At 36.8% G+C, this 18,712-nt stretch carries 19 protein-coding genes; 17 read left to right on the forward strand and 2 right to left on the reverse strand.

Translation table 11 applies throughout. The annotated features are described in order from the left end of the window. Nucleotides 1–4: 4 nt before the first annotated feature. Nucleotides 5–1,240, reverse strand: coding sequence for a transcription termination factor NusA (gene nusA / locus BW964_RS11010; RefSeq protein ID WP_073330266.1), 1,236 nt, complete (start codon nucleotides 1,238–1,240; stop codon nucleotides 5–7). 15 nt (nucleotides 1,241–1,255) lie between these two features. Beyond that, nucleotides 1,256–1,723, reverse strand: a complete 468-nt coding sequence (gene rimP / locus BW964_RS11015; RefSeq protein WP_076507150.1) for a ribosome assembly cofactor RimP — start codon at nucleotides 1,721–1,723, stop codon at nucleotides 1,256–1,258. Nucleotides 1,724–2,237: 514 nt separating this feature from the next. On the opposite strand from rimP, the gene BW964_RS11020 reads away from it, so the two are divergent. From BW964_RS11020 to BW964_RS11100, 17 genes are all read left to right on the forward strand, one after another. Then, nucleotides 2,238–3,557 carry a UDP-glucose dehydrogenase family protein gene (locus BW964_RS11020; protein WP_076507152.1) on the forward strand — a complete coding sequence of 440 codons (1,320 nt, stop codon included), beginning with the start codon at nucleotides 2,238–2,240 and terminating at the stop codon, nucleotides 3,555–3,557. Between the two features lie 3 nt (nucleotides 3,558–3,560). Beyond that, the gene (gene rfbB / locus BW964_RS11025; protein ID WP_076507154.1) at nucleotides 3,561–4,640 is read left to right on the forward strand and encodes a dTDP-glucose 4,6-dehydratase; all 1,080 of its coding nucleotides are present in this window, start codon (nucleotides 3,561–3,563) and stop codon (nucleotides 4,638–4,640) included. A 7-nt stretch (nucleotides 4,641–4,647) separates the two neighbouring features. Beyond that, a complete protein-coding gene (locus tag BW964_RS11030) occupies nucleotides 4,648–5,100 on the forward strand; it encodes a hypothetical protein (RefSeq protein ID WP_076507909.1) in 453 nt (150 codons plus the stop codon). A 3-nt stretch (nucleotides 5,101–5,103) separates the two neighbouring features. Further along, nucleotides 5,104–5,967 (forward strand): glucose-1-phosphate thymidylyltransferase RfbA, encoded by an 864-nt coding sequence (gene rfbA, locus BW964_RS11035; protein WP_076507156.1) that lies wholly within the window; start codon nucleotides 5,104–5,106, stop codon nucleotides 5,965–5,967. Nucleotides 5,968–6,167: 200 nt separating this feature from the next. Next, complete coding sequence (locus BW964_RS11040; protein WP_076507158.1) at nucleotides 6,168–6,581, forward strand: sugar 3,4-ketoisomerase; 414 nt, start codon at nucleotides 6,168–6,170, stop codon at nucleotides 6,579–6,581. A gap of 32 nt (nucleotides 6,582–6,613) precedes the next feature. Further along, nucleotides 6,614–7,393: an acyltransferase gene (locus tag BW964_RS11045; RefSeq protein WP_076507160.1), complete on the forward strand. Its 780-nt coding sequence runs from the start codon at nucleotides 6,614–6,616 to the stop codon at nucleotides 7,391–7,393. Further along, nucleotides 7,386–8,486: a DegT/DnrJ/EryC1/StrS family aminotransferase gene (locus tag BW964_RS11050; protein ID WP_076507162.1), complete on the forward strand. Its 1,101-nt coding sequence runs from the start codon at nucleotides 7,386–7,388 to the stop codon at nucleotides 8,484–8,486. Before BW964_RS11045 ends, BW964_RS11050 begins: the two co-directional genes overlap by 8 nt. A 246-nt stretch (nucleotides 8,487–8,732) precedes the next feature. Continuing rightward, nucleotides 8,733–9,581, forward strand: coding sequence for an ABC transporter permease (locus tag BW964_RS11055; protein ID WP_076507163.1), 849 nt, complete (start codon nucleotides 8,733–8,735; stop codon nucleotides 9,579–9,581). Nucleotides 9,582–9,621: 40 nt separating this feature from the next. After that, nucleotides 9,622–10,857, forward strand: a complete 1,236-nt coding sequence (locus BW964_RS11060; protein WP_076507165.1) for an ABC transporter ATP-binding protein — start codon at nucleotides 9,622–9,624, stop codon at nucleotides 10,855–10,857. Next, the gene (locus BW964_RS11065; protein WP_076507166.1) at nucleotides 10,857–12,179 is read left to right on the forward strand and encodes a glycosyltransferase; all 1,323 of its coding nucleotides are present in this window, start codon (nucleotides 10,857–10,859) and stop codon (nucleotides 12,177–12,179) included. Before BW964_RS11060 ends, BW964_RS11065 begins: the two co-directional genes overlap by 1 nt. Before the next feature lie 3 nt (nucleotides 12,180–12,182). Beyond that, nucleotides 12,183–13,328: an ATP-grasp domain-containing protein gene (locus tag BW964_RS11070; RefSeq protein WP_076507168.1), complete on the forward strand. Its 1,146-nt coding sequence runs from the start codon at nucleotides 12,183–12,185 to the stop codon at nucleotides 13,326–13,328. 53 nt (nucleotides 13,329–13,381) lie between these two features. Next, nucleotides 13,382–14,014 (forward strand): acetyltransferase, encoded by a 633-nt coding sequence (locus tag BW964_RS11075; protein ID WP_076507170.1) that lies wholly within the window; start codon nucleotides 13,382–13,384, stop codon nucleotides 14,012–14,014. A gap of 66 nt (nucleotides 14,015–14,080) precedes the next feature. After that, nucleotides 14,081–15,232, forward strand: coding sequence for a dTDP-4-amino-4,6-dideoxygalactose transaminase (gene rffA / locus BW964_RS11080; RefSeq protein ID WP_076507172.1), 1,152 nt, complete (start codon nucleotides 14,081–14,083; stop codon nucleotides 15,230–15,232). Between the two features lie 12 nt (nucleotides 15,233–15,244). Continuing rightward, complete coding sequence (locus BW964_RS22885; protein WP_076507174.1) at nucleotides 15,245–15,859, forward strand: DapH/DapD/GlmU-related protein; 615 nt, start codon at nucleotides 15,245–15,247, stop codon at nucleotides 15,857–15,859. Between the two features lie 3 nt (nucleotides 15,860–15,862). Next, complete coding sequence (locus tag BW964_RS11090) at nucleotides 15,863–16,987, forward strand: glycosyltransferase WbsX family protein (RefSeq protein WP_076507176.1); 1,125 nt, start codon at nucleotides 15,863–15,865, stop codon at nucleotides 16,985–16,987. Then, nucleotides 16,980–17,834: a glycosyltransferase family 2 protein gene (locus BW964_RS11095; RefSeq protein WP_076507178.1), complete on the forward strand. Its 855-nt coding sequence runs from the start codon at nucleotides 16,980–16,982 to the stop codon at nucleotides 17,832–17,834. The genes BW964_RS11090 and BW964_RS11095 overlap by 8 nt, the downstream gene beginning before the upstream one ends. Further along, a complete protein-coding gene (locus tag BW964_RS11100) occupies nucleotides 17,834–18,700 on the forward strand; it encodes a glycosyltransferase family 2 protein (protein WP_076507180.1) in 867 nt (288 codons plus the stop codon). Before BW964_RS11095 ends, BW964_RS11100 begins: the two co-directional genes overlap by 1 nt. Nucleotides 18,701–18,712 lie beyond the last annotated feature (12 nt).

The following is an 18,712-nucleotide window of genomic DNA, read 5'->3' on the forward strand; positions in this document are numbered from 1 at the left end:
AATCTTAATCTTCAAATTCTTCTTTTAGAATACGCTTCACATCTTCGATAGTTTCCTCTTCAAGATCTACCATATTTAAAAGACTTTCAGTATCCTTATCCAGTACTGATTTCGCAGTAGTAAGACCTACTTTCTTAAATTCATCCAAAATCCACTGCTCGATGTCGTCGTTAAATTCTCTCAAATCAACATCGTCATCCTCGCTAGCTTCTCTATACACATCAATTTCATATCCTGTCAACCAAGAAGCCAGTCTGATATTCTGCCCTTGTTTTCCAATAACTTTAGAAATCTCTTCAACTGGTGTATAAACTAAAGCATAGTTTGAATCCTCGTTGATATCAATTTTATTGATAGTCACATTTCCTAAAGCTCTCTTAACCAAAATTTCAGGGTTTTTAGACCACTGAATAACATCGATGTTTTCATTTCTCAACTCTCTTACAACTCCATGAATTCTGGATCCCTTTACCCCCACACAGGCTCCTACAGGATCTATTCTGTCATCGTAAGCATCTACTGCGATCTTCGCCTTTTCACCAGGAATCCTCACTACTTTCTTAAGCATAATGGTTCCGTCCTGGATCTCAGGAATTTCCAGCTCTAATAACTTCTCTAGGAATTTAGGGGCAGTTCTGGAAATAATAATTTGTGGCTTTGAGCCTTTAAAATCTACTGTTTCAACAATAGCTCTGATATTTTCACCTTTTTTAAAGAAGTCGGACGGAATCTGGTTTTCTTTTGGTAAAATAAATTCATTCTCCTCGTCATCCAGTAAGATCACATGTTTGTGACGGATGTGGTGAATTTCTCCAATAACGATTTCTCCGATTTTATCTCTAAACTGCTCATAAAGCATTGCATTATTATGCTCCTGAAGTTTTGTAGCCAGGATTTGCTTTAAAGTAAGGATATTTCTTCTCCCCAATTGGGCAACAGGAATCTCCATGGTAAAATCTTCCCCTACTTCAAAAGTAGGATCAATTTTCTTCGCTTCAGAAAGTTCGATTTCCAGATCATCATCTTCAGACATCTCGTCCTCTACAATCGTTTTATTTAAAAATATCTGAAAATCTCCTTTATCAGGGTTCACAATGACATCAAAATGATCATCTGAATCAAATCTTTTTCTCAAAAGAGTCTTCAGTGAATCTTCAATAATCGCCATAAGATCAATTTTACTGATCCCCTTTTCGTCTTTAAAATCACCAAAGGATTCAATCAACGCTATATTATCCATCTATTCTTTTTTCTTTTAAAATTTAATTACTACTAACGCCTTTTTTATCTCAGAGTAAGGAATTTCTTTTTCCTCCTCCACATCCACTTTCCCTTTTCCGATATCTTTCGGTTTCCGGTAGCGTAAAATAAGTGTGATCTTTTCATCATCCACTTTTGTCAGCTCGCCTTCAATTTCGGAAGAATCATTCAGCAATACTTCAATTTCTCTTCCTAAATTTTTTCTGAATTGTCTGGGAGCCGATAGCGGCTCGCTTAATCCTGAAGACATTACCTGAAGGCTGAAATCATGCTCTTCACGATCCATATTGAACTCTATAGCACGGCTTGCATCAAGGCAGTCCTGAAGAGTCACCCCATTATCTCCATCCAAGATCACCGTAATATCATCTCCTGCAGAAAACTTAAGATCCACAAGAAATAAATCCTCTCTGGTATCAAGGAATTCGTTTAATAATTCTTCGATTCTTTTTCTAAACTCCATACATTAAATATCTTGATTTACCAGTACGAAAAAAGGCTTTCTTCCGAAGCCTTTTCATTTTTTCCTGTAAATCCTCTGCAAATATACGCATTTTTTCTAAAAAAGCAAAATCTACTTAGGTATCAAGTAAATACCTTAAAATTTTGATTAAAGCTCCCGGGTTCGCGCTTGAAAGTCGGAGAGATTCCGGGCTTGATGGTTTCGAGGCGCTTATTTTGGAAATGAGAGCGTTTGATTGTTGTCTAATAACCATCTTAATCTCAGTCTGAATTTTCACCTCATCCTAAAATCTGATGCCTAAAATTAACACCAAATTCATCATTCACTACGAAGCAAAATTGACTATTTAACTTTCTAAATCTTAATCTCAGCCTTAGTTTAAAGTCTCATATCTGATGTCTGAAATCTCACATTTAGAATTTTGTCCCTTAGCCCTAACTCAGGTTAAAGCAAATTAAAGAAGCAGGTGAAAGTATTTTTATTATTTTTGTCCTAAAATTTAAAAACATACATTTTGAATATAACAATTGTAGGAACAGGTTATGTAGGGCTGGTTACAGGTACTACCCTGGCAGAACTTGGCAATTCAGTTTACTGTGTTGATATTGATGAAAAGAAAGTAGAAGGTATGAAAAACGGCATTGTTCCCATCTATGAGCCGAATCTTGAAGAAATGTTTTTAAGAAACATTCAGTCTGAAAGGTTATTTTTCACGACCAACCTTAAGGAAGCTTTAGACAAAAGCGAGGTTATTTATTTGGCATTACCAACGCCTCCGGGTGAAGATGGCTCTGCAGATCTTTCGTATGTCATTCAGGTTGCGAATGATATTGGAGCAATGATGACCGACTATAAAGTCATTGTCAATAAGAGTACTGTTCCCGTAGGAACCGCAGACCGAGTGAGAGAGGTAATCGCTTCGAAAACAAATATCCCTTTCGATGTCGTTTCCAACCCAGAATTTTTAAGAGAAGGTTTTGCTGTGGAAGACTCTATGAATCCTTCAAGAGTGGTAGTTGGCGCAAGCTCCGAAAAAGCAAAAAGCATCATGGCTCAGATCTATCAGCCCTTTACCAATACAGGAATCCCGATCATCTTTATGGATGAAAAATCATCAGAACTTACAAAATATGCATCCAATTCATTCCTGGCTGTAAAAATCACTTTCATGAATGAGATTGCCAATTACTGTGAAAAAGTAGGCGCGGACGTTGACAAGGTAAGACTTGGGATGGGAAGTGATGACAGAATAGGGCAGCGATTTCTTTTCCCAGGAATCGGATACGGAGGAAGCTGTTTCCCTAAAGATGTAAAAGCTCTTATCAAATCAGGAATACAAGAAGATTTCAATTTCCTGATCCTTGAGGCTACAGAAAGAGTCAATACGACTCAAAAAGTAATTCTGGTTTCAGAGATTGAGAAATACTTTGGAGGAAACATCAGTGGAAAGAAAATCGCCATGTGGGGATTAGCTTTTAAAGCGAACACAGATGACATTCGCGAAGCATCTTCTTTGGACAATATTGCACTTTTATTAGAAAAGGGCGCAAAAATTGCTGCGTACGATGCGGTAGCAGAAAGTAATGTGAAAAAACTTCTTGGTGACAAAATACATTACGCAAAAGGAATGTATGATGCGCTTGAAGATGCAGACGCCCTGTTCATCGCTACAGAATGGCCAGAGTTTAAAAACCCTAATTTTGAACTGATGGCTAAAAAAATGAAAAATAAAGTCATTTTTGACGGAAGAAATATGTATCCTCTGGAAACTCCGGAACAAAATGGATTCTATTATAAAAGTATAGGAAGAAAAACAATAGAAAATAGAAAATAACAGATGAAAAATATAATCATTACCGGAGGGGCAGGATTCATTGGATCTCATGTCGTTAGAGAATTTGTAAAAAATAACCCCGAGACTACCATCATCAATCTTGATTCTCTTACTTATGCCGGGAACCTTGAAAACCTTAAGGACATTGAAAATGAGCCCAATTATGTTTTCGAAAAAGCAGATATTACAAAACCTGAAGAATTAAGAAAAGTATTCGAAAAATATAATCCTGACGCGGTAGTCCACCTAGCAGCAGAAAGCCATGTAGATAGAAGTATTACAGATCCTATGGCATTCATTAATACCAATGTAAACGGAACCGCCAATCTTCTTAATTTATGTAAAGAATTCTGGACACTCAATCAGGATCATACCCACGGAAGGTTTCCTGACGAAAAGAGAAATAATTTATTCTATCATGTTTCTACTGACGAGGTTTACGGAAGCTTGGGTGAAACCGGATTCTTTTTGGAAACAACCGCATACGACCCACAATCTCCATATTCAGCTTCAAAGGCAGCTTCTGACCATTTGGTAAGAGCATATGGAAATACCTATGGAATGCCATTTATTGTCTCTAACTGCTCCAATAACTATGGCCCCAATCACTTTCCTGAAAAACTGATCCCACTTTGTATTTCAAATATCATCAACGAAAAGCCCCTGCCTATCTATGGTGACGGAAAATACACAAGAGACTGGCTATATGTCATAGATCACGCAAGAGCAATCCATCAGATATTTAATGAAGCAAAAACAGGAGAAACCTACAATATCGGAGGTTTCAACGAATGGCAGAATATTGACCTTGTGAAAGAATTGATTAAGCAAATGGATGCAAAACTGGGGAAACCTGAGGGGTATTCTGAAAAACTGATCACCTTCGTAAAGGACAGACCCGGACATGATAAACGTTATGCTATAGATGCAGACAAGCTCAATAAGAATTTAGGATGGAAACCATCGGTGACTTTTGAAGAAGGCCTAGGAGAAACTATTGACTGGTATCTTGAAAACAAAGAATGGCTAGAGAATGTAACTAGCGGTGACTACCAGAAATACTACGAAAATCAATATAATTAACGGAATCATGAAGCGTTTTCTTCTATTGCTTTCTATACTATTTTCTACTCTGGCAGTCGCTCAGGTAGCTCCACCACCTCCGGCTGCAGCTAATTTAGCTCAAAAAAGCCTTATCGACCAGTTTATAGAAGTTTCCAGGTATGAAGAAGCGCTTATGAATTATGCCAAAGGATATATTGAACTTAAAATGTTTGACTATAATGTAGATCCTCCCAAGGAATTGCTGACCAAAGAACAGGCCCGTTCTATTATAAGAAACTTTGATTTTGAAGGGTTTAAAAGTTCTTTATACAGTTCTTTTTCATTCATTTCAGAAGAACATTTGAAGGAACTGATTAATTTTCATAAGAATATAGGAGGCCAACTATCGCCAAATAATTCTACTCTTTTAATGAATCCCACTATTGATCTAAATATCAAAAATCAGATCGATTACGCTATAGAAAACATAAAAAAATAAACGATGAAAGGAATCATATTAGCCGGTGGATCCGGAACGAGACTTTATCCTCTTACAATCGCAGTAAGCAAGCAGCTCATGCCTGTTTATGACAAACCTATGATCTATTATCCCCTATCAACGCTATTGCTGGCAGGGATCAAAGATATTCTGATCATCACAACACCTCACGACCAACCAGGGTTTATTAAGCTTTTAGGTGACGGATCTCAGATTGGATGCAACATAGAGTATGTTGTACAGCCAAATCCAGACGGGCTTGCTCAGGCTTTCATTTTAGGAGAGTCATTCATCGGCAATGATCCTGTTGCCCTGGTTTTAGGAGATAATATATTCTACGGTTCTGAAATGGGTACCTTACTGAAAAACAAAACCAATCCTGACGGTGGTGTAGTTTTTGCCTACCACGTTTCTGATCCGGAAAGATATGGTGTTGTAGAATTTGATCATGACTTTAAAGCTATTTCTATTGAAGAGAAACCTTTACAGCCAAAATCGAACTATGCCGTTCCAGGTCTTTATTTTTATGACAATGAGGTCGTGGAGATCGCAAAAAACATTCAACCTTCTGTACGAGGAGAGCTTGAAATCACGGATGTTAATAATGTGTATTTAAGCAAAGGAAAGCTTGAAGTAGGTGTCCTGGACAGAGGCACAGCTTGGCTTGACACGGGAACTTTTGACTCTCTGAATGATGCTTCTGAATTTGTAAGCGTTATTGAAAAAAGACAGGGTTTCAAGATCGGGTGTATAGAAGAAATCGCCTTCAGAAACAAATTTATCAACGAAGAAAAACTGCTTGAAACTGCTGAAAAATATGGAAAAAGTGGTTATGGTGAATACCTTAAGCAGCTCGTTAGTAAATAACAATATATTATTATAATTTCAACAACTATTGGCTTTATGGCCAATAGTTTTTTAATGCAACCACTTCTAGTCCTCTATTTTAATCTGAAGTACATAATTTACCGTTGGCTTTTATATAAAGTTATATAATAATAACAAGCTTCTTTCAATAGTAATTTTATAATTAACTTTGAAGACTTTAAAGAACTTTAGAAACATTAATGGAATACAACACACCACAAATCGTTACATTTGATAAGATAGGATCATCGCAGCTAGGCTATATTACGATAGCCGAGACTCAAAAGAATGTTCCTTTTGAGATACAGCGAGTCTACTGGACTTACTATACGCCTCATGATGTAACGAGAGGCGGCCACGCGCATAAAGAACTGCAACAGATGATATTTGCTGTTTCAGGAACCATTATCTTTAATACGGAAGACGAAAATGGCAAAAAGGAAACTTTTACGTTAGATCATCCCACAAAAGGCTTATATATTCCAAAACTCGTATGGCGAGACATTCAATTTTCACACAACGCGGTGTTGCTATGTCTGGCCTCAGAAATATATAATGAGGAAGACTATTTCAGAGACTATGAAGAATTTAAAAAAACCACAGACAAAAAATAAAGAAGTCAGAAATCATAATAACCAAAAGATATATGAAATTCAATAATAGGAATGTATATATTAGTGAAAAAGCCACAATAGGCAAAAATGTCAGAATAGGCGACAACACTGTTATATATGATAATGTGATCATCGGTGATAATTCTATCATCTGTAACGACTGCGTGATAGGAGAACCCGTAAATGATTATTATTTTACCAGCAGTTACGAAAATCCTGAGACGGTTTTAAAAGAAGGCGCTTTTATCAGAAGCCACAGTATTATTTATGCAGGCTCTGTTTTTGGAGAAAATTTTTCTACGGGACATCGTGTAACCATAAGAGAGCATTCAAAATTTGGAAACAACTGCAGAATTGGAACTGTTTCCGATATTCAGGGATATGTAGAATTTGGAAACAATTGCTGGTTGCACAGCAATGTGCACATAGGACAACAGTCTAAAATAGGAAATTTTGTTTTCATTTATCCTTACGCTGTTTTCACAAATGACCCTACCCCGCCTTCAGATACCTGTGTAGGTCCTACTGTAGGAGATTTTTCGCAAATTGCGGTAGGTACCGTTCTTCTGCCAGCTGCAGAAATCGGAAAGCATTGTCTGGTCGGTGCTCAGTCTCTTGTAGGCGGTAAATATGATGATTATTCTTTAATTATTGGAAATCCTGCAAAAAAAATCAAGGATGTAAGAGAACTTAAATCAAGAAATGCAGAGAAGTCTCACTATCCATGGCCTTATAGCTTTTCAAGAAATATGCCTTGGGAAAAGGAAGGTTTTGAAAATTGGAAATTAAAAAACGGTTACGAAAATGATTAACTTTTTAGATCTAAAAAAAATAAATCTTAAACATCAGGAAGAAATTGAAGACAAACTTTTAAGTGTTTTCAGAAGTGGCTGGTATCTTTTGGGTGATGAACTTAAAAACTTTGAAACCAATCTGGCCTCATATATCGGTTCGGAATATGCCTTAGGGGTAGCCAACGGTCTGGATGCTTTACGTCTTATTTTCCGCGCTTATATTGAATTAGGGATCATGAAAGCCGGAGATGAAGTTCTTGTTCCGGCCAATACATATATTGCTTCAGTTCTGGCTTTATCTGATAATGGGCTGATTCCTGTATTTGTAGAGCCTGATGTCAATACTTACAATATCGACATTACAAAAATTGAAGAAAAAATAACTTCAAAAACAAAAGCAATCCTCATCGTCCACCTTCAGGGAAGAATCGTTTTTTCTGAAGAGCTTAAAGATCTTGCGCAAAAGCATCAACTAAAACTTGTAGAAGATAACGCACAGGCTATCGGAGCAGAATGGAAGGGTATAAAATCAGGAAATCTAGGTGATGCTGCGGGATTCAGTTTTTATCCCGGTAAAAACCTTGGTGCTTTAGGCGATGCAGGAGCGGTCACGACCAATGATAAAAAACTATTTGAAACCATCCGTGCAATAGCCAATTACGGATCAAATCAGAAATATGTCAACATTTATAAAGGGTTAAATTCCAGGCTGGATGAAATTCAGGCCGCTGTCTTAGATGTAAAACTAAAATACATTGGACACGAAAACGGAACCAGAAGAGAAATTGCTAAAAGATTTATCTCAGAAATCAATAATCCCAAGATCATTCTCCCTGAAAACCCAGCGGATGAAAACGAACATGTATGGCACGTTTTTGTAATAAGAACTGAAAAAAGGGATGAACTGCAGTCTTATTTAACGGAAAAAGGAATCCATACCATTATCCATTATCCAATCCCGCCACATAAGCAGGAAGCCTATAAGGAATATAGCCACCTTTCCTTCCCTATTACTGAAAAAATGCATGATGAAGTACTGAGCCTTCCTATTTCATCGGTTTTAGAAGAAGAAGAAATCCAGACTATTATTAAAGCGGTCAATGGTTATTAGTTCAGATAAGGTGTACTTAAACTCCCATTTCAGTTATAAAAAAACAGCCATGTAAAAAATGGACTGTAAATAAATATATAATATTGTAAATTTTAAAAACTATTGGCTTTATGGTCAATAGTTTTTGCCTATAATAACAAATATTATTATATTAGTCAATGTTTTTCACTTTATATGAATTATTATTCACTATTAAGGAAGGTTGAATAAAAATTAAATATTTTAAATTTGCATAAACTTACACAAATGAATGAACCACAACAAAAGTGGACAGAAACGATTGAAGAGAGCCATTCTCTGTTTGATCTGAAACTTAAAGAGGTTTGGAAATATAAGGACCTTATTTATATGTTTGTAAAACGAGACTTTGTTTCAAGTTTCAAACAGACAATTCTGGGACCTATATGGTTTTTTATCAATCCCATATTTACAACAATCGTTTACCTGGTGGTATTCGGCAGGATTGCCAAACTTCCTACAGACGGGGCGCCTCCCATTTTATTTTATCTTGCCGGCGTCACTCTATGGAATTATTTTTCAACATCGCTTCTTGCCACATCTTCTACCTTTTCAGGAAACGCCGCGATCTTTGGAAAAGTCTATTTCCCACGACTTGTAACTCCTTTGTCTATCGTACTGTCCAATCTTATGCGATTTGGAGTACAATTCCTCCTATTTCTGGTGTGCTGGGTATATTATTTCAGTAAAGGAGCCGTACACCCTAATATCTGGATCTTGGCAACTCCTTTTCTCATCATCCTTATGGCTTTTTTCGCCTTGGGAGTCGGAATGATTTTTTCTTCACTTACTACAAAATATAAAGACCTAAGTATGCTATTAGGGTTCGGAGTCAGTCTGTATATGTATTCGACTCCCGTAATCTATCCTGTATCAGCACTAAAGGGAATTTTTAAAAGTTTGGCTTATTATAATCCCCTGACAGGTATTTTTGAATGTTTTAAATACGCATGGCTTGGTGTTGGAGATTTTTCACCGGTAATGCTAGGGATTAGCTCAGTACTCATTATGATTCTTCTGATGATCGGAATCGTGGTTTTCAATAAGGTTGAAAAAACCTTTATGGACACTGTATAACATTTGCAATCTTTATTAATTTTAAATTCCAATTAAAAATATGCTGGCTATAAAAGCAGACAATATATCAAAACAATACCGTCTGGGACAAGTGGGAACAGGTACCCTTTCTCATGACTTGAACAGGTTTTGGCACAAAGTAAGAGGTAAGGAAGACCCGTATTTAAAAATCGGTGAAACCAATGACAGAACAACGAAAGGAAACTCCGAATACGTGTGGTCCCTTAGTGATATCAATTTCGAAATTGAGCAAGGCAGTGCAGTAGGAATCATTGGCCGAAATGGAGCCGGAAAATCTACTTTACTTAAAATCTTAAGCAAAATAACAAAACCTACCACAGGAAAAATTTATACCAACGGAAGAATTGCTTCTCTACTGGAGGTCGGCACCGGCTTTCATCCTGAGATGACAGGTCGTGAAAATGTTTACCTCAACGGAGCGATTCTCGGAATGACCCGAAAAGAGATTACACGAAAATTTGATGAGATCGTTGCTTTTTCGGGGGTTGAAAGGTATATAGACACTCCGGTAAAAAGATATTCCTCCGGAATGTATGTTCGTCTCGCATTTGCTGTCGCTGCGCATCTGGAATCAGAGATCCTGATTGTTGATGAAGTGTTAGCAGTGGGCGATGCCGATTTTCAGAAAAAATGTCTTGGAAAAATGGGCGATGTTACCAAAGGAGAAGGACGTACAATCTTATTTGTAAGCCACAATATGGCCGCCGTCAAGCAATTATGCAATACCGGGATTCTCATGAAGCATGGCAATATTGTAGATCAGGGAGGAGTAAATAAAATAATGGAGAACTACATCATCAATGAGCTATCTCCCAATTCTGAATTCAAATACATTGAAGATTTAAGTAAAAAGGCTCAAATTCATAATATTAAAATTTCGAATAATAAACATATTGAAACGACAGAGTTCAGCCATATGGATGATATCAATATTACGATAGACTACATCAACAGGAGTGTTGACAAGGGAGTCCGTATTAATATTGCCATACTGGACAAGTTTGAAAATGTAATCTTTATTACAAGAAAAAGATTTGAAGACCTGCACGAAAACAGTCTGTCCTTACAGATTGAAGGAAACAGACTGATTCCTAATACCTATATCCTCTCTGTCGCTTTGGACACTCCCGGAGTAGAACTTTATGATTATATAAAAGGAGGCATACAGATTAATATCATTGAAACAGGACATGAAAACTTTCTTGCAGGAGATACGGATAATGGGATAATTCATCCTCCTGTAATTTGGATGTAATGATGAAAAAAAAAATATTAGTTTTATCGACAGGGGATGTAAATGGCGCATATGAGGCGATGTACAAAGTAGCTCATATTTTAAAGAATATGGGACATGAAGTAGTGCTATGTGTCAGAAACAAAACAAAAACTGATGATTTTATAAAACCATACATTCATGTACAAAATGTTCCACCTCCTGAAAAGCGTTCTTTTATAGAGAAAGTTGTTCGAAAAATAAAAGCAAGCCTCACACAGTCAAAACCTCACCTGCCAGCTAAGAAAAAACTGATCACGGATGGTAAATATTCTTTTCTAAGTAAAGATGAAATTACAGAAAACATTCATGTAGACAGTCTGTTGAAATCAGTAGGATTCATACCTGAATATATTTTTACGGGAATGACTATTGATTTTCTTAACAGTACAGATCTTTTCAATATTTATACAGCTACACAAGCCAAAATGTATAATATCACCGTGGATATGAACCATTTCACAGGGGGATGTCATTTTTCATGGGGCTGTGAAGGCTATGTCAACAATTGTGATCATTGCCCTGCTATTCCCGAAGAATCTCAAAAGTTGGTAGCTAAAGATAATTTACAGCGAAAATATGATAATGCCCAAAAGGCTTTTTTTCAGATTATCGCCGGATCCGGTTTAACTTTAGAACAGGCTAAAAAATCAAAAATTTACAGAGATCAGGAAATTATATACAATGTCAATAGTTTAATAGATACTACCCTTCTGAATGATAAAAATAAAAATATAGCCAAAGCTGTTTTTTCTTTATCTGAAGACCATTTTTATATCCTTACCGGAGCACAGAATATGGAAGACCCAAGAAAAGGCTTCAAATATCTTATTGAAGCATTGGAAGTGCTTGATCGGCAACTTCCTGAGGAGCTGAAAAAAAGAATATGCATTTTGGTCGTTTCCAATAGTATCAACGAAGAGTTTGACAGGATCCATTTTAAAAAGCAAAAAATAGATTATATAAAAGATTACAGATTGTTGTCATTACTGTATCAGGCCACAGACGTTTATATCAATACATCTATTGAAGATTCCGGCCCTATGATGGTTTCGGAAGCATTAGCCTGCGGAACACCTGTTATAGGTTTTGATACGGGAGTTGTTACCAATATGGTCATCGATGATTACAACGGGTATAAAATACCAATGAAAGACAGCCGAAAACTGGCGGAGGGAATTCAAAAAATATTTGAACTGAACAAAGACCAGTATGCTGCTTTTTCAAAAAATGCAGTACGGCAGGTGCAGGAGTTTTCTTCCTATGAATATGCTGAAAACATTTTTACCAAAATTTTAGAATAGAATATGATCAAAAAATCCTATAATAAAAAAATTGCAATACTGGGAGCCAGCTACCTTCAGTTGCCTCTTGTTCAGAAGGCCAAGGAAAACGGATTGGAAGTTCATTGTTTTGCATGGGACGACGGACGCGCAGTTTGTAAAGATATTGCTGATTACTTCTATGACATTTCCGTATTGGAAAAAGAGCTTATTCTTGCCGAATGCGAAAAAATCGGAATACACGGTATCCTTACAATAGCTACAGACATATGTATTCCTACAATATCCTATGTAGCCAACCATTTAAAACTGTCAGGAAACAGTATTGAATGTTCATTACTGACCACCAATAAATCTTTAATGAGGAAATGCTTTGAAGAGAATGGAATTGAATCTCCTAAGTCCATCACAGTTTCTGAATTTAAGCCAGAAGACTTCGAATCATTGATTTATCCTGTGATCATTAAGCCATCTGACAGATCAGGAAGCTTAGGGGTTATAAAAGCGTCTTCCCTTGAAGAATGTAAAAAAGCAATAGAAAATGCCGTCAGTGCATCTTTTTCTAAAACATGCGTCGTTGAAGAGTTTGTTGCAGGGAAAGAAGTGAGCGTAGAAACCGTTAGCTTTAAAGGAGACCATAGGATTATTACCATTACAGATAAGGAAATAACCAGGGAACCCTACTTTGTAGAGTTAGCCCATCACCAGCCAAGTGCATTTTCTGCAGAAATCAAGAATAAAATCCATGAGATCAGCTACAGTATTTTAAAGGCGACACACGTTGAAAACGGAGCTTCCCATATAGAACTTATGATTACAGATCAGGGAAAGGTGTATCCTATAGAAATAGGAAGCCGTATGGGCGGTGATTTTATTGGCTCTGATCTTGTTCCTTTATCTACGGGGTTGGACTATATGCAAGCTGTATTGGATATCGCACTGGATCAGTATATACTGCCGGAGAGCATACAGTCAACAGCCTTTTCAGGAGTTTATTTTTTATCAAAAGAAACGGAGTTTCTTCTTCCTGTCATCAGCAGTGATAAAGAAGAACACTATATTGTAAAAAGAGAACTTTTATCAGATCATCTCAAACCAGCCCATTCAAGTAACGACAGATCCGGTTATTTAATTTATAAGTCTGACCATAAAGTAATTCTGGAGAAATAAACATTCTGTGATCAAATAAAAAAATTCTGCATCGTATAAAAACAGACCCAATTATGAAACGAATTGCCATCATAGGTTCCGGCCATCTAGGCCAGCAGATTGCGTATCATATTCATCATGATTCCGGCGATAAAGTGGTGGCTTTCTTTGATGAATTTCAGCCAGTAAATACCATGATAGATCATATTCCGGTGATTGGCGGGAATGATGATGTGATCACAAAATATCAGCAAAATGAATTCGATGCCATCTTAATCGCTATTGGATATAAACATATGGATGCGAAAAAAGAACTGTTTCAGAAACTTGACGGAAAGATTCCTTTTCATACCTTTATTCATTCTTCGTGCTACAGGGATTCTTCTGCCGCCATCGGGCAGGGATCTGTTATTTATCCCGGCTGCGTCATTGATCAGAACGTTCGTATTGAAGACAATGTACTGATGAATATTTCCTGTACAGTGGCTCATGATTCCGTTATAGGAAAGCATTCTTTCTTATCACCTTCTGTCGCTATTGCAGGTTTTGTAAAAATTAAAGAACAGTGTATTATTGGTATTAATTCTACCGTTATAGATAATATCACCATAGCTTCCCAAACCCAGATAGGCGGCGGTGGCGTAGTCATTAAAAATATTGATACACCAGGATTGTATGTAGGCAATCCGGTAAGGTATGTACGATAAAATAAATGTATTTTTATATTGCCATATCTTAAAAATTGATAAGTAAGATTCAAAATTTAAAACACTATGATCCCATTCAATAAGCCATTTATAGTAGGAAACGAGCTAAAGTATATAGAGGAAGCGGTAAAAAGCGGTAAAATTTCAGGTGACGGAATTTTCACTAAGAAATGCCATACCTTTTTTGAAGAAAACTTTGGCTTTCAAAAAGTACTGCTTACCACCTCATGTACCGATGCCCTGGAAATGGCAGCTATACTTTGTAATATTCAGGAAGGTGATGAAGTGATTGTTCCCAGTTACACCTTCGTTTCGTCTGCCAATGCTTTTGTTTTGCGTGGCGCTAAAATCGTTTTTGTAGATTCATATCCTGACAATCCGAATATTGATCCGGCAGAAATAGAAAAACATATTACAGAAAAAACAAAGGTTATCGTTCCGGTTCACTATGCCGGTATTGCCTGTGATATGGAAAAAATAATGGAGCTGGCTAAAAAACATCATCTTTTTGTAGTGGAAGATGCAGCACAGGCTATCGACAGCTACTATACTTTTTCCGATGGTACAAAAAAAGCATTAGGATCTATTGGAGATTTCGCTGCTTTCTCCTTTCATGAAACTAAAAATATTATTTGCGGAGAAGGTGGAATGCTGGTCATCAACAATCCTGAATACAACGTTCGAGCTGAAATCATTCGTGAAAAAGGCACAAACAGAAGTGCATTTTTCAGAGGTGAAGTCAATAAATACGGTTGGGTAGATCTTGGATCATCCTTCCTTCCTTCAGAAATACTTTCTGCCTTTTTATATGCACAGCTTGAAAACCTTGGTGCCATTCAGGAAAAAAGAATCAGGATCTGGAAAGAATATTACAGAAACCTTTTACCATTACAGGAAAAAGGATTTATAAAAATCCCTGAAATCCCTGCTTTTGCAACCAATAATGCCCATATGTTCTATATTACGTGTAGAAACTATGAGGAAAGATCGAATCTGATCCAATATTTAAAAACAAAAGACATCCACCCTGTCTTCCATTATCTAAGCTTGAATAAAAGTGAATTCTTCCTGAAAGACAACGCTCCTATAGACATTCCTAATTCAGATCATTTTACAGATTGCCTGCTGAGACTGCCTTTCTATTTTGAACTTGAAGAAGCGGAGCAGAAAAACATCAACAGCATGATCCATGAGTATTATTCATTATTGGAAAAATAATAAATAAGACCTATGAGCTTTATAAAAAAATATATCATTAAGTTTTTATTCGGAGTTTTGCATTCTGATGCTTACAAAAAGTACAAGCAGCAGCAGAACAACGAGTGGGGGAAAAATTATTTCAAAAATTTCGGGAAACAATCAAGTCTTCCCGACCTATTCTGGATCAAAAACCCTCAATATATAAGCATCGGAGACAACTTCAGTGCATTATTCAATCTGAGACTTGAGGCCTGGGATCATTTTCAGGGAAAAGCTTTCCAACCGGAGATTCGGATCGGTAATAATGTGAATTTCAATTCTGATGTTCATATCGGAGCTATTGATAAGATCATCATCGGCAATAATGTACTGATGGCGAGCAGAATCTATATTTCAGACCATTATCATGGAAACATCAGTGCTGAAGACCTGGACATTGTACCCGCAGAAAGACCTCTTTCTTCCAAAGGCCCTGTTATTATCGAAGACAATGTCTGGATTGGAGAAGGAGTCTGTATATTACCCGGCGTTACGATTGGTGAGAACTCTATTATAGGGGCTAACTCCGTGGTTAATAAAAGTTTTCCCAGAAACTCTGTTATTGCAGGAATACCTGCCAGATTGATAAAAACACTAGAAAAATAATTTATGAAACAGATAAAAACACTTGCATTTTACCTTCCGCAATACCATCCTATTCCTGAAAATGACGAATGGTGGGGAAAGGGATTTACAGAATGGACTAATGTAGGTAAGGCCAAGCCTTTATTTGAAGGACATGAACAACCCATCTGCCCGGGAGATCTGGGATACTATGACCTGCGGGTTCCTGAAGTAAGGGAGCAGCAGGCTCAGATGGCACGGGATTATGGGGTACACGGTTTTATTTATTACCATTACTGGTTTGGAAATGGAAAACAACTGCTTGAACGTATTGCCAACGAAGTACTGGAATCCGGAAAACCCGATTTCCCTTTCTGCTTTTGCTGGGCTAATGAAACATGGTCCGGAGTCTGGCATGGTTTAGAAAATAAAATCCTGGCAGAACAGGTATATCCTACGGATGAAGATCTGATCTCTCATTTCAACTACCTCCTTCCTTTTTTTAAGGACAAAAGATACATAAAAGTAGACAATAAGCCGGTATTAGTGGTGTATGACCCTATCAACATCAATGAAAAATCACCGGAATATCTTGAAAAATTCACTGACCTTGCGAAAGAGAATGGTTTTGATGGCCTTTATCTCATAGCCAGTAATAAAACAGAAGATGATCATGGCTATAAAGAACTAAGATATCAGGCGAAGATATCAAATGCCTTTTTAAGAGCATGGCGTCCTTATATGAATCAGAAACCTTATATTTCAGCAAAACAATATTACACCAACAGATTAAAAGGAATATTAGGACTTAAAACTGTTGATTTCAAAAAACCTGTTGATATTCAGAATGCACCGGATGTGATCAACGATCTTCATTTTGATGAAACAGATGTAGATACCTTTCCATGTCTTATTTCCAATTGGGACAACACACCAAGAAGCGGAAATCGTGGAATTATTTTAGGCAACAACAGCCCTGCCCTTTTCGAAAAACAGGTAGAAAAAGCAGTCAACTTCCTAAAAGATAAAAATTATTCACAAAAATTTTTAGTGGTAAAATCGTGGAATGAATGGGCAGAAGGAAATATCCTGGAACCAGACAGAAAAAATGGATACGGATATCTGGAAGCCCTGAAAAAAATAGTATCAAAAGAAAACGGCAATGACTAAAATAACGGTTTTAATCGCTAATTATAATAACGGACGTTTTTTCAAAGATTGCTTTGACAGCCTTATTAAGCAAACTCTTGTAGAATGGGAAGCTATTATTTTAGATGATGCATCAACGGATGATTCACTGGAAGTTATCAGAAATATCACAAAAAATGATTCCCGGTTTACAATTTATACGAACGAAAGTAATAAAGGAATAGGATACACAAAAAGAAGGCTGATAGAATTAAGCACGTCTGAAATTTGCGGATTTCTGGATCCTGATGATGTATTGATAAGCAGTGCCCTGGAAATTGTATTTAATGCACATATGCAAAATCCGGAAGTAGGTTTAGTCTACTCAAATTTTGTGTACTGTGATGATCAGCTGAACGAAGTTAGAGTTCATAAAGCAGCTCAAATTACGGCTTTAGATGAAAAATATCTGAATTTCAATGCTGAAATCACGAGTTTTGCCACCTTAAAAAAATCAATCTACCAGAAAACGTCAGGCATCGATATTTCCCTGAAAATTGCGGAAGACAAAGATTGGTACATGAAAATGTGTGAAGTAGCTCCGGTAAAATACATTGATGAAAATCTTTATCTTTATAGAGTCCATAAAGGTGGAATATCCAATAAAAGCGAAGACCAGGCCTATTTCTGGCATTGGCTGGCATTAATTAAAATGTCTGAACGGAGAAATATCAGTATTGAAGAATTGTTTTTGGAAAGTTTTGTCCGTAGAAAAGTATACAATAAGGAATTAACACACCATACGAATCTAAAAAAAGAAATAAAAAATTCACGGTGGGTAAAATTAGGCTATAAGCTAGGTTTCTGTAAATTTTATAAATATCTGTAATGAGTACTACAGTAATCTCTGTCATCGTTGCCTGTTATAATCAGGAACAGTTTTTAGATGAATGCCTGCAATCGGTGCTGGAACAAACCTATCCAAACTGGGAATGTATCATCGTGAACGACGGCTCCACTGATGACACTGAAAAAACAGCTGAAAAATGGATCAAAAAAGACCCTCGCTTTCGGTATATTTATAAAGAAAATGGCGGGATATCTTCCGCAAGAAATGCAGGACTTGAAAAATCTTCAGGAGACTATATTCAGTTCCTGGACTCTGATGATACCATAGATCGTGAAAAGTTTACCAAAAGTCTTGCTGGCGATAAAGAATATCCTCTCATCATCAGCCAGTTCACAATCTATAAGAACAACACTCATTATGAGGGGTACAACCGCATTGAAAAGGCTTTTGTCTCATTCGAAAATATCGTATTCGGATGGAACCTTAAATTCACCATCCCTATACATTGTGCTTTAATTTCCAGGAAACTTCTTGAGGGATTCCTCTTTGATACGACTTTAAGTATTAATGAAGACTGGTTGATGTGGATCTACATTACCAAAAATAATCCGGAAGTCCGTCTGGTTGATGAACCTCTCGCCCATTACCGGAAAGAAGATAATAAAAAAAGTTTGTCTTCCGATGCGTATAAAGTGATCAGTCAAAGAACCAAGGTACTTCCTATATTGAAAAAATTATACGGGGATCAGCTTCACGACAGACTTGCCTACCACATGATCGAAGTTCATACAACCCAGCTTTCACAACTTAAGCATGAATTCAATAAAGCGACAGGTGGCAAAGTAGTATCCAGCTATCTCGCCCTTAAAAAATATTATTACCATCTTTTTCAGAAAAAAAACTGAGAAACCAATACT

Origin of the sequence: Chryseobacterium shigense, from assembly GCF_900156575.1 — a bacterium.
Classification (GTDB): domain Bacteria; phylum Bacteroidota; class Bacteroidia; order Flavobacteriales; family Weeksellaceae; genus Chryseobacterium; species Chryseobacterium shigense.

What these genes read in the sequence shown, in the direction of transcription:
- nusA (WP_073330266.1), bottom strand. Translation starts at nt 1,240, where the DNA reads ATGGATAATATAGCGTTGATTGAATCCTTTGGTGATTTTAAAGACGAA.
- rimP (WP_076507150.1), bottom strand. Translation starts at nt 1,723, where the DNA reads ATGGAGTTTAGAAAAAGAATCGAAGAATTATTAAACGAATTCCTTGAT.
- rfbB (WP_076507154.1), top strand. Translation starts at nt 3,561, where the DNA reads ATGAAAAATATAATCATTACCGGAGGGGCAGGATTCATTGGATCTCAT.
- BW964_RS11030 (WP_076507909.1), top strand. Translation starts at nt 4,648, where the DNA reads ATGAAGCGTTTTCTTCTATTGCTTTCTATACTATTTTCTACTCTGGCA.
- rfbA (WP_076507156.1), top strand. Translation starts at nt 5,104, where the DNA reads ATGAAAGGAATCATATTAGCCGGTGGATCCGGAACGAGACTTTATCCT.
- BW964_RS11040 (WP_076507158.1), top strand. Translation starts at nt 6,168, where the DNA reads ATGGAATACAACACACCACAAATCGTTACATTTGATAAGATAGGATCA.
- BW964_RS11045 (WP_076507160.1), top strand. Translation starts at nt 6,614, where the DNA reads ATGAAATTCAATAATAGGAATGTATATATTAGTGAAAAAGCCACAATA.
- BW964_RS11050 (WP_076507162.1), top strand. Translation starts at nt 7,386, where the DNA reads ATGATTAACTTTTTAGATCTAAAAAAAATAAATCTTAAACATCAGGAA.
- BW964_RS11055 (WP_076507163.1), top strand. Translation starts at nt 8,733, where the DNA reads ATGAATGAACCACAACAAAAGTGGACAGAAACGATTGAAGAGAGCCAT.
- BW964_RS11060 (WP_076507165.1), top strand. Translation starts at nt 9,622, where the DNA reads ATGCTGGCTATAAAAGCAGACAATATATCAAAACAATACCGTCTGGGA.
- BW964_RS11065 (WP_076507166.1), top strand. Translation starts at nt 10,857, where the DNA reads ATGATGAAAAAAAAAATATTAGTTTTATCGACAGGGGATGTAAATGGC.
- BW964_RS11070 (WP_076507168.1), top strand. Translation starts at nt 12,183, where the DNA reads ATGATCAAAAAATCCTATAATAAAAAAATTGCAATACTGGGAGCCAGC.
- BW964_RS11075 (WP_076507170.1), top strand. Translation starts at nt 13,382, where the DNA reads ATGAAACGAATTGCCATCATAGGTTCCGGCCATCTAGGCCAGCAGATT.
- rffA (WP_076507172.1), top strand. Translation starts at nt 14,081, where the DNA reads ATGATCCCATTCAATAAGCCATTTATAGTAGGAAACGAGCTAAAGTAT.
- BW964_RS22885 (WP_076507174.1), top strand. Translation starts at nt 15,245, where the DNA reads ATGAGCTTTATAAAAAAATATATCATTAAGTTTTTATTCGGAGTTTTG.
- BW964_RS11090 (WP_076507176.1), top strand. Translation starts at nt 15,863, where the DNA reads ATGAAACAGATAAAAACACTTGCATTTTACCTTCCGCAATACCATCCT.
- BW964_RS11095 (WP_076507178.1), top strand. Translation starts at nt 16,980, where the DNA reads ATGACTAAAATAACGGTTTTAATCGCTAATTATAATAACGGACGTTTT.
- BW964_RS11100 (WP_076507180.1), top strand. Translation starts at nt 17,834, where the DNA reads ATGAGTACTACAGTAATCTCTGTCATCGTTGCCTGTTATAATCAGGAA.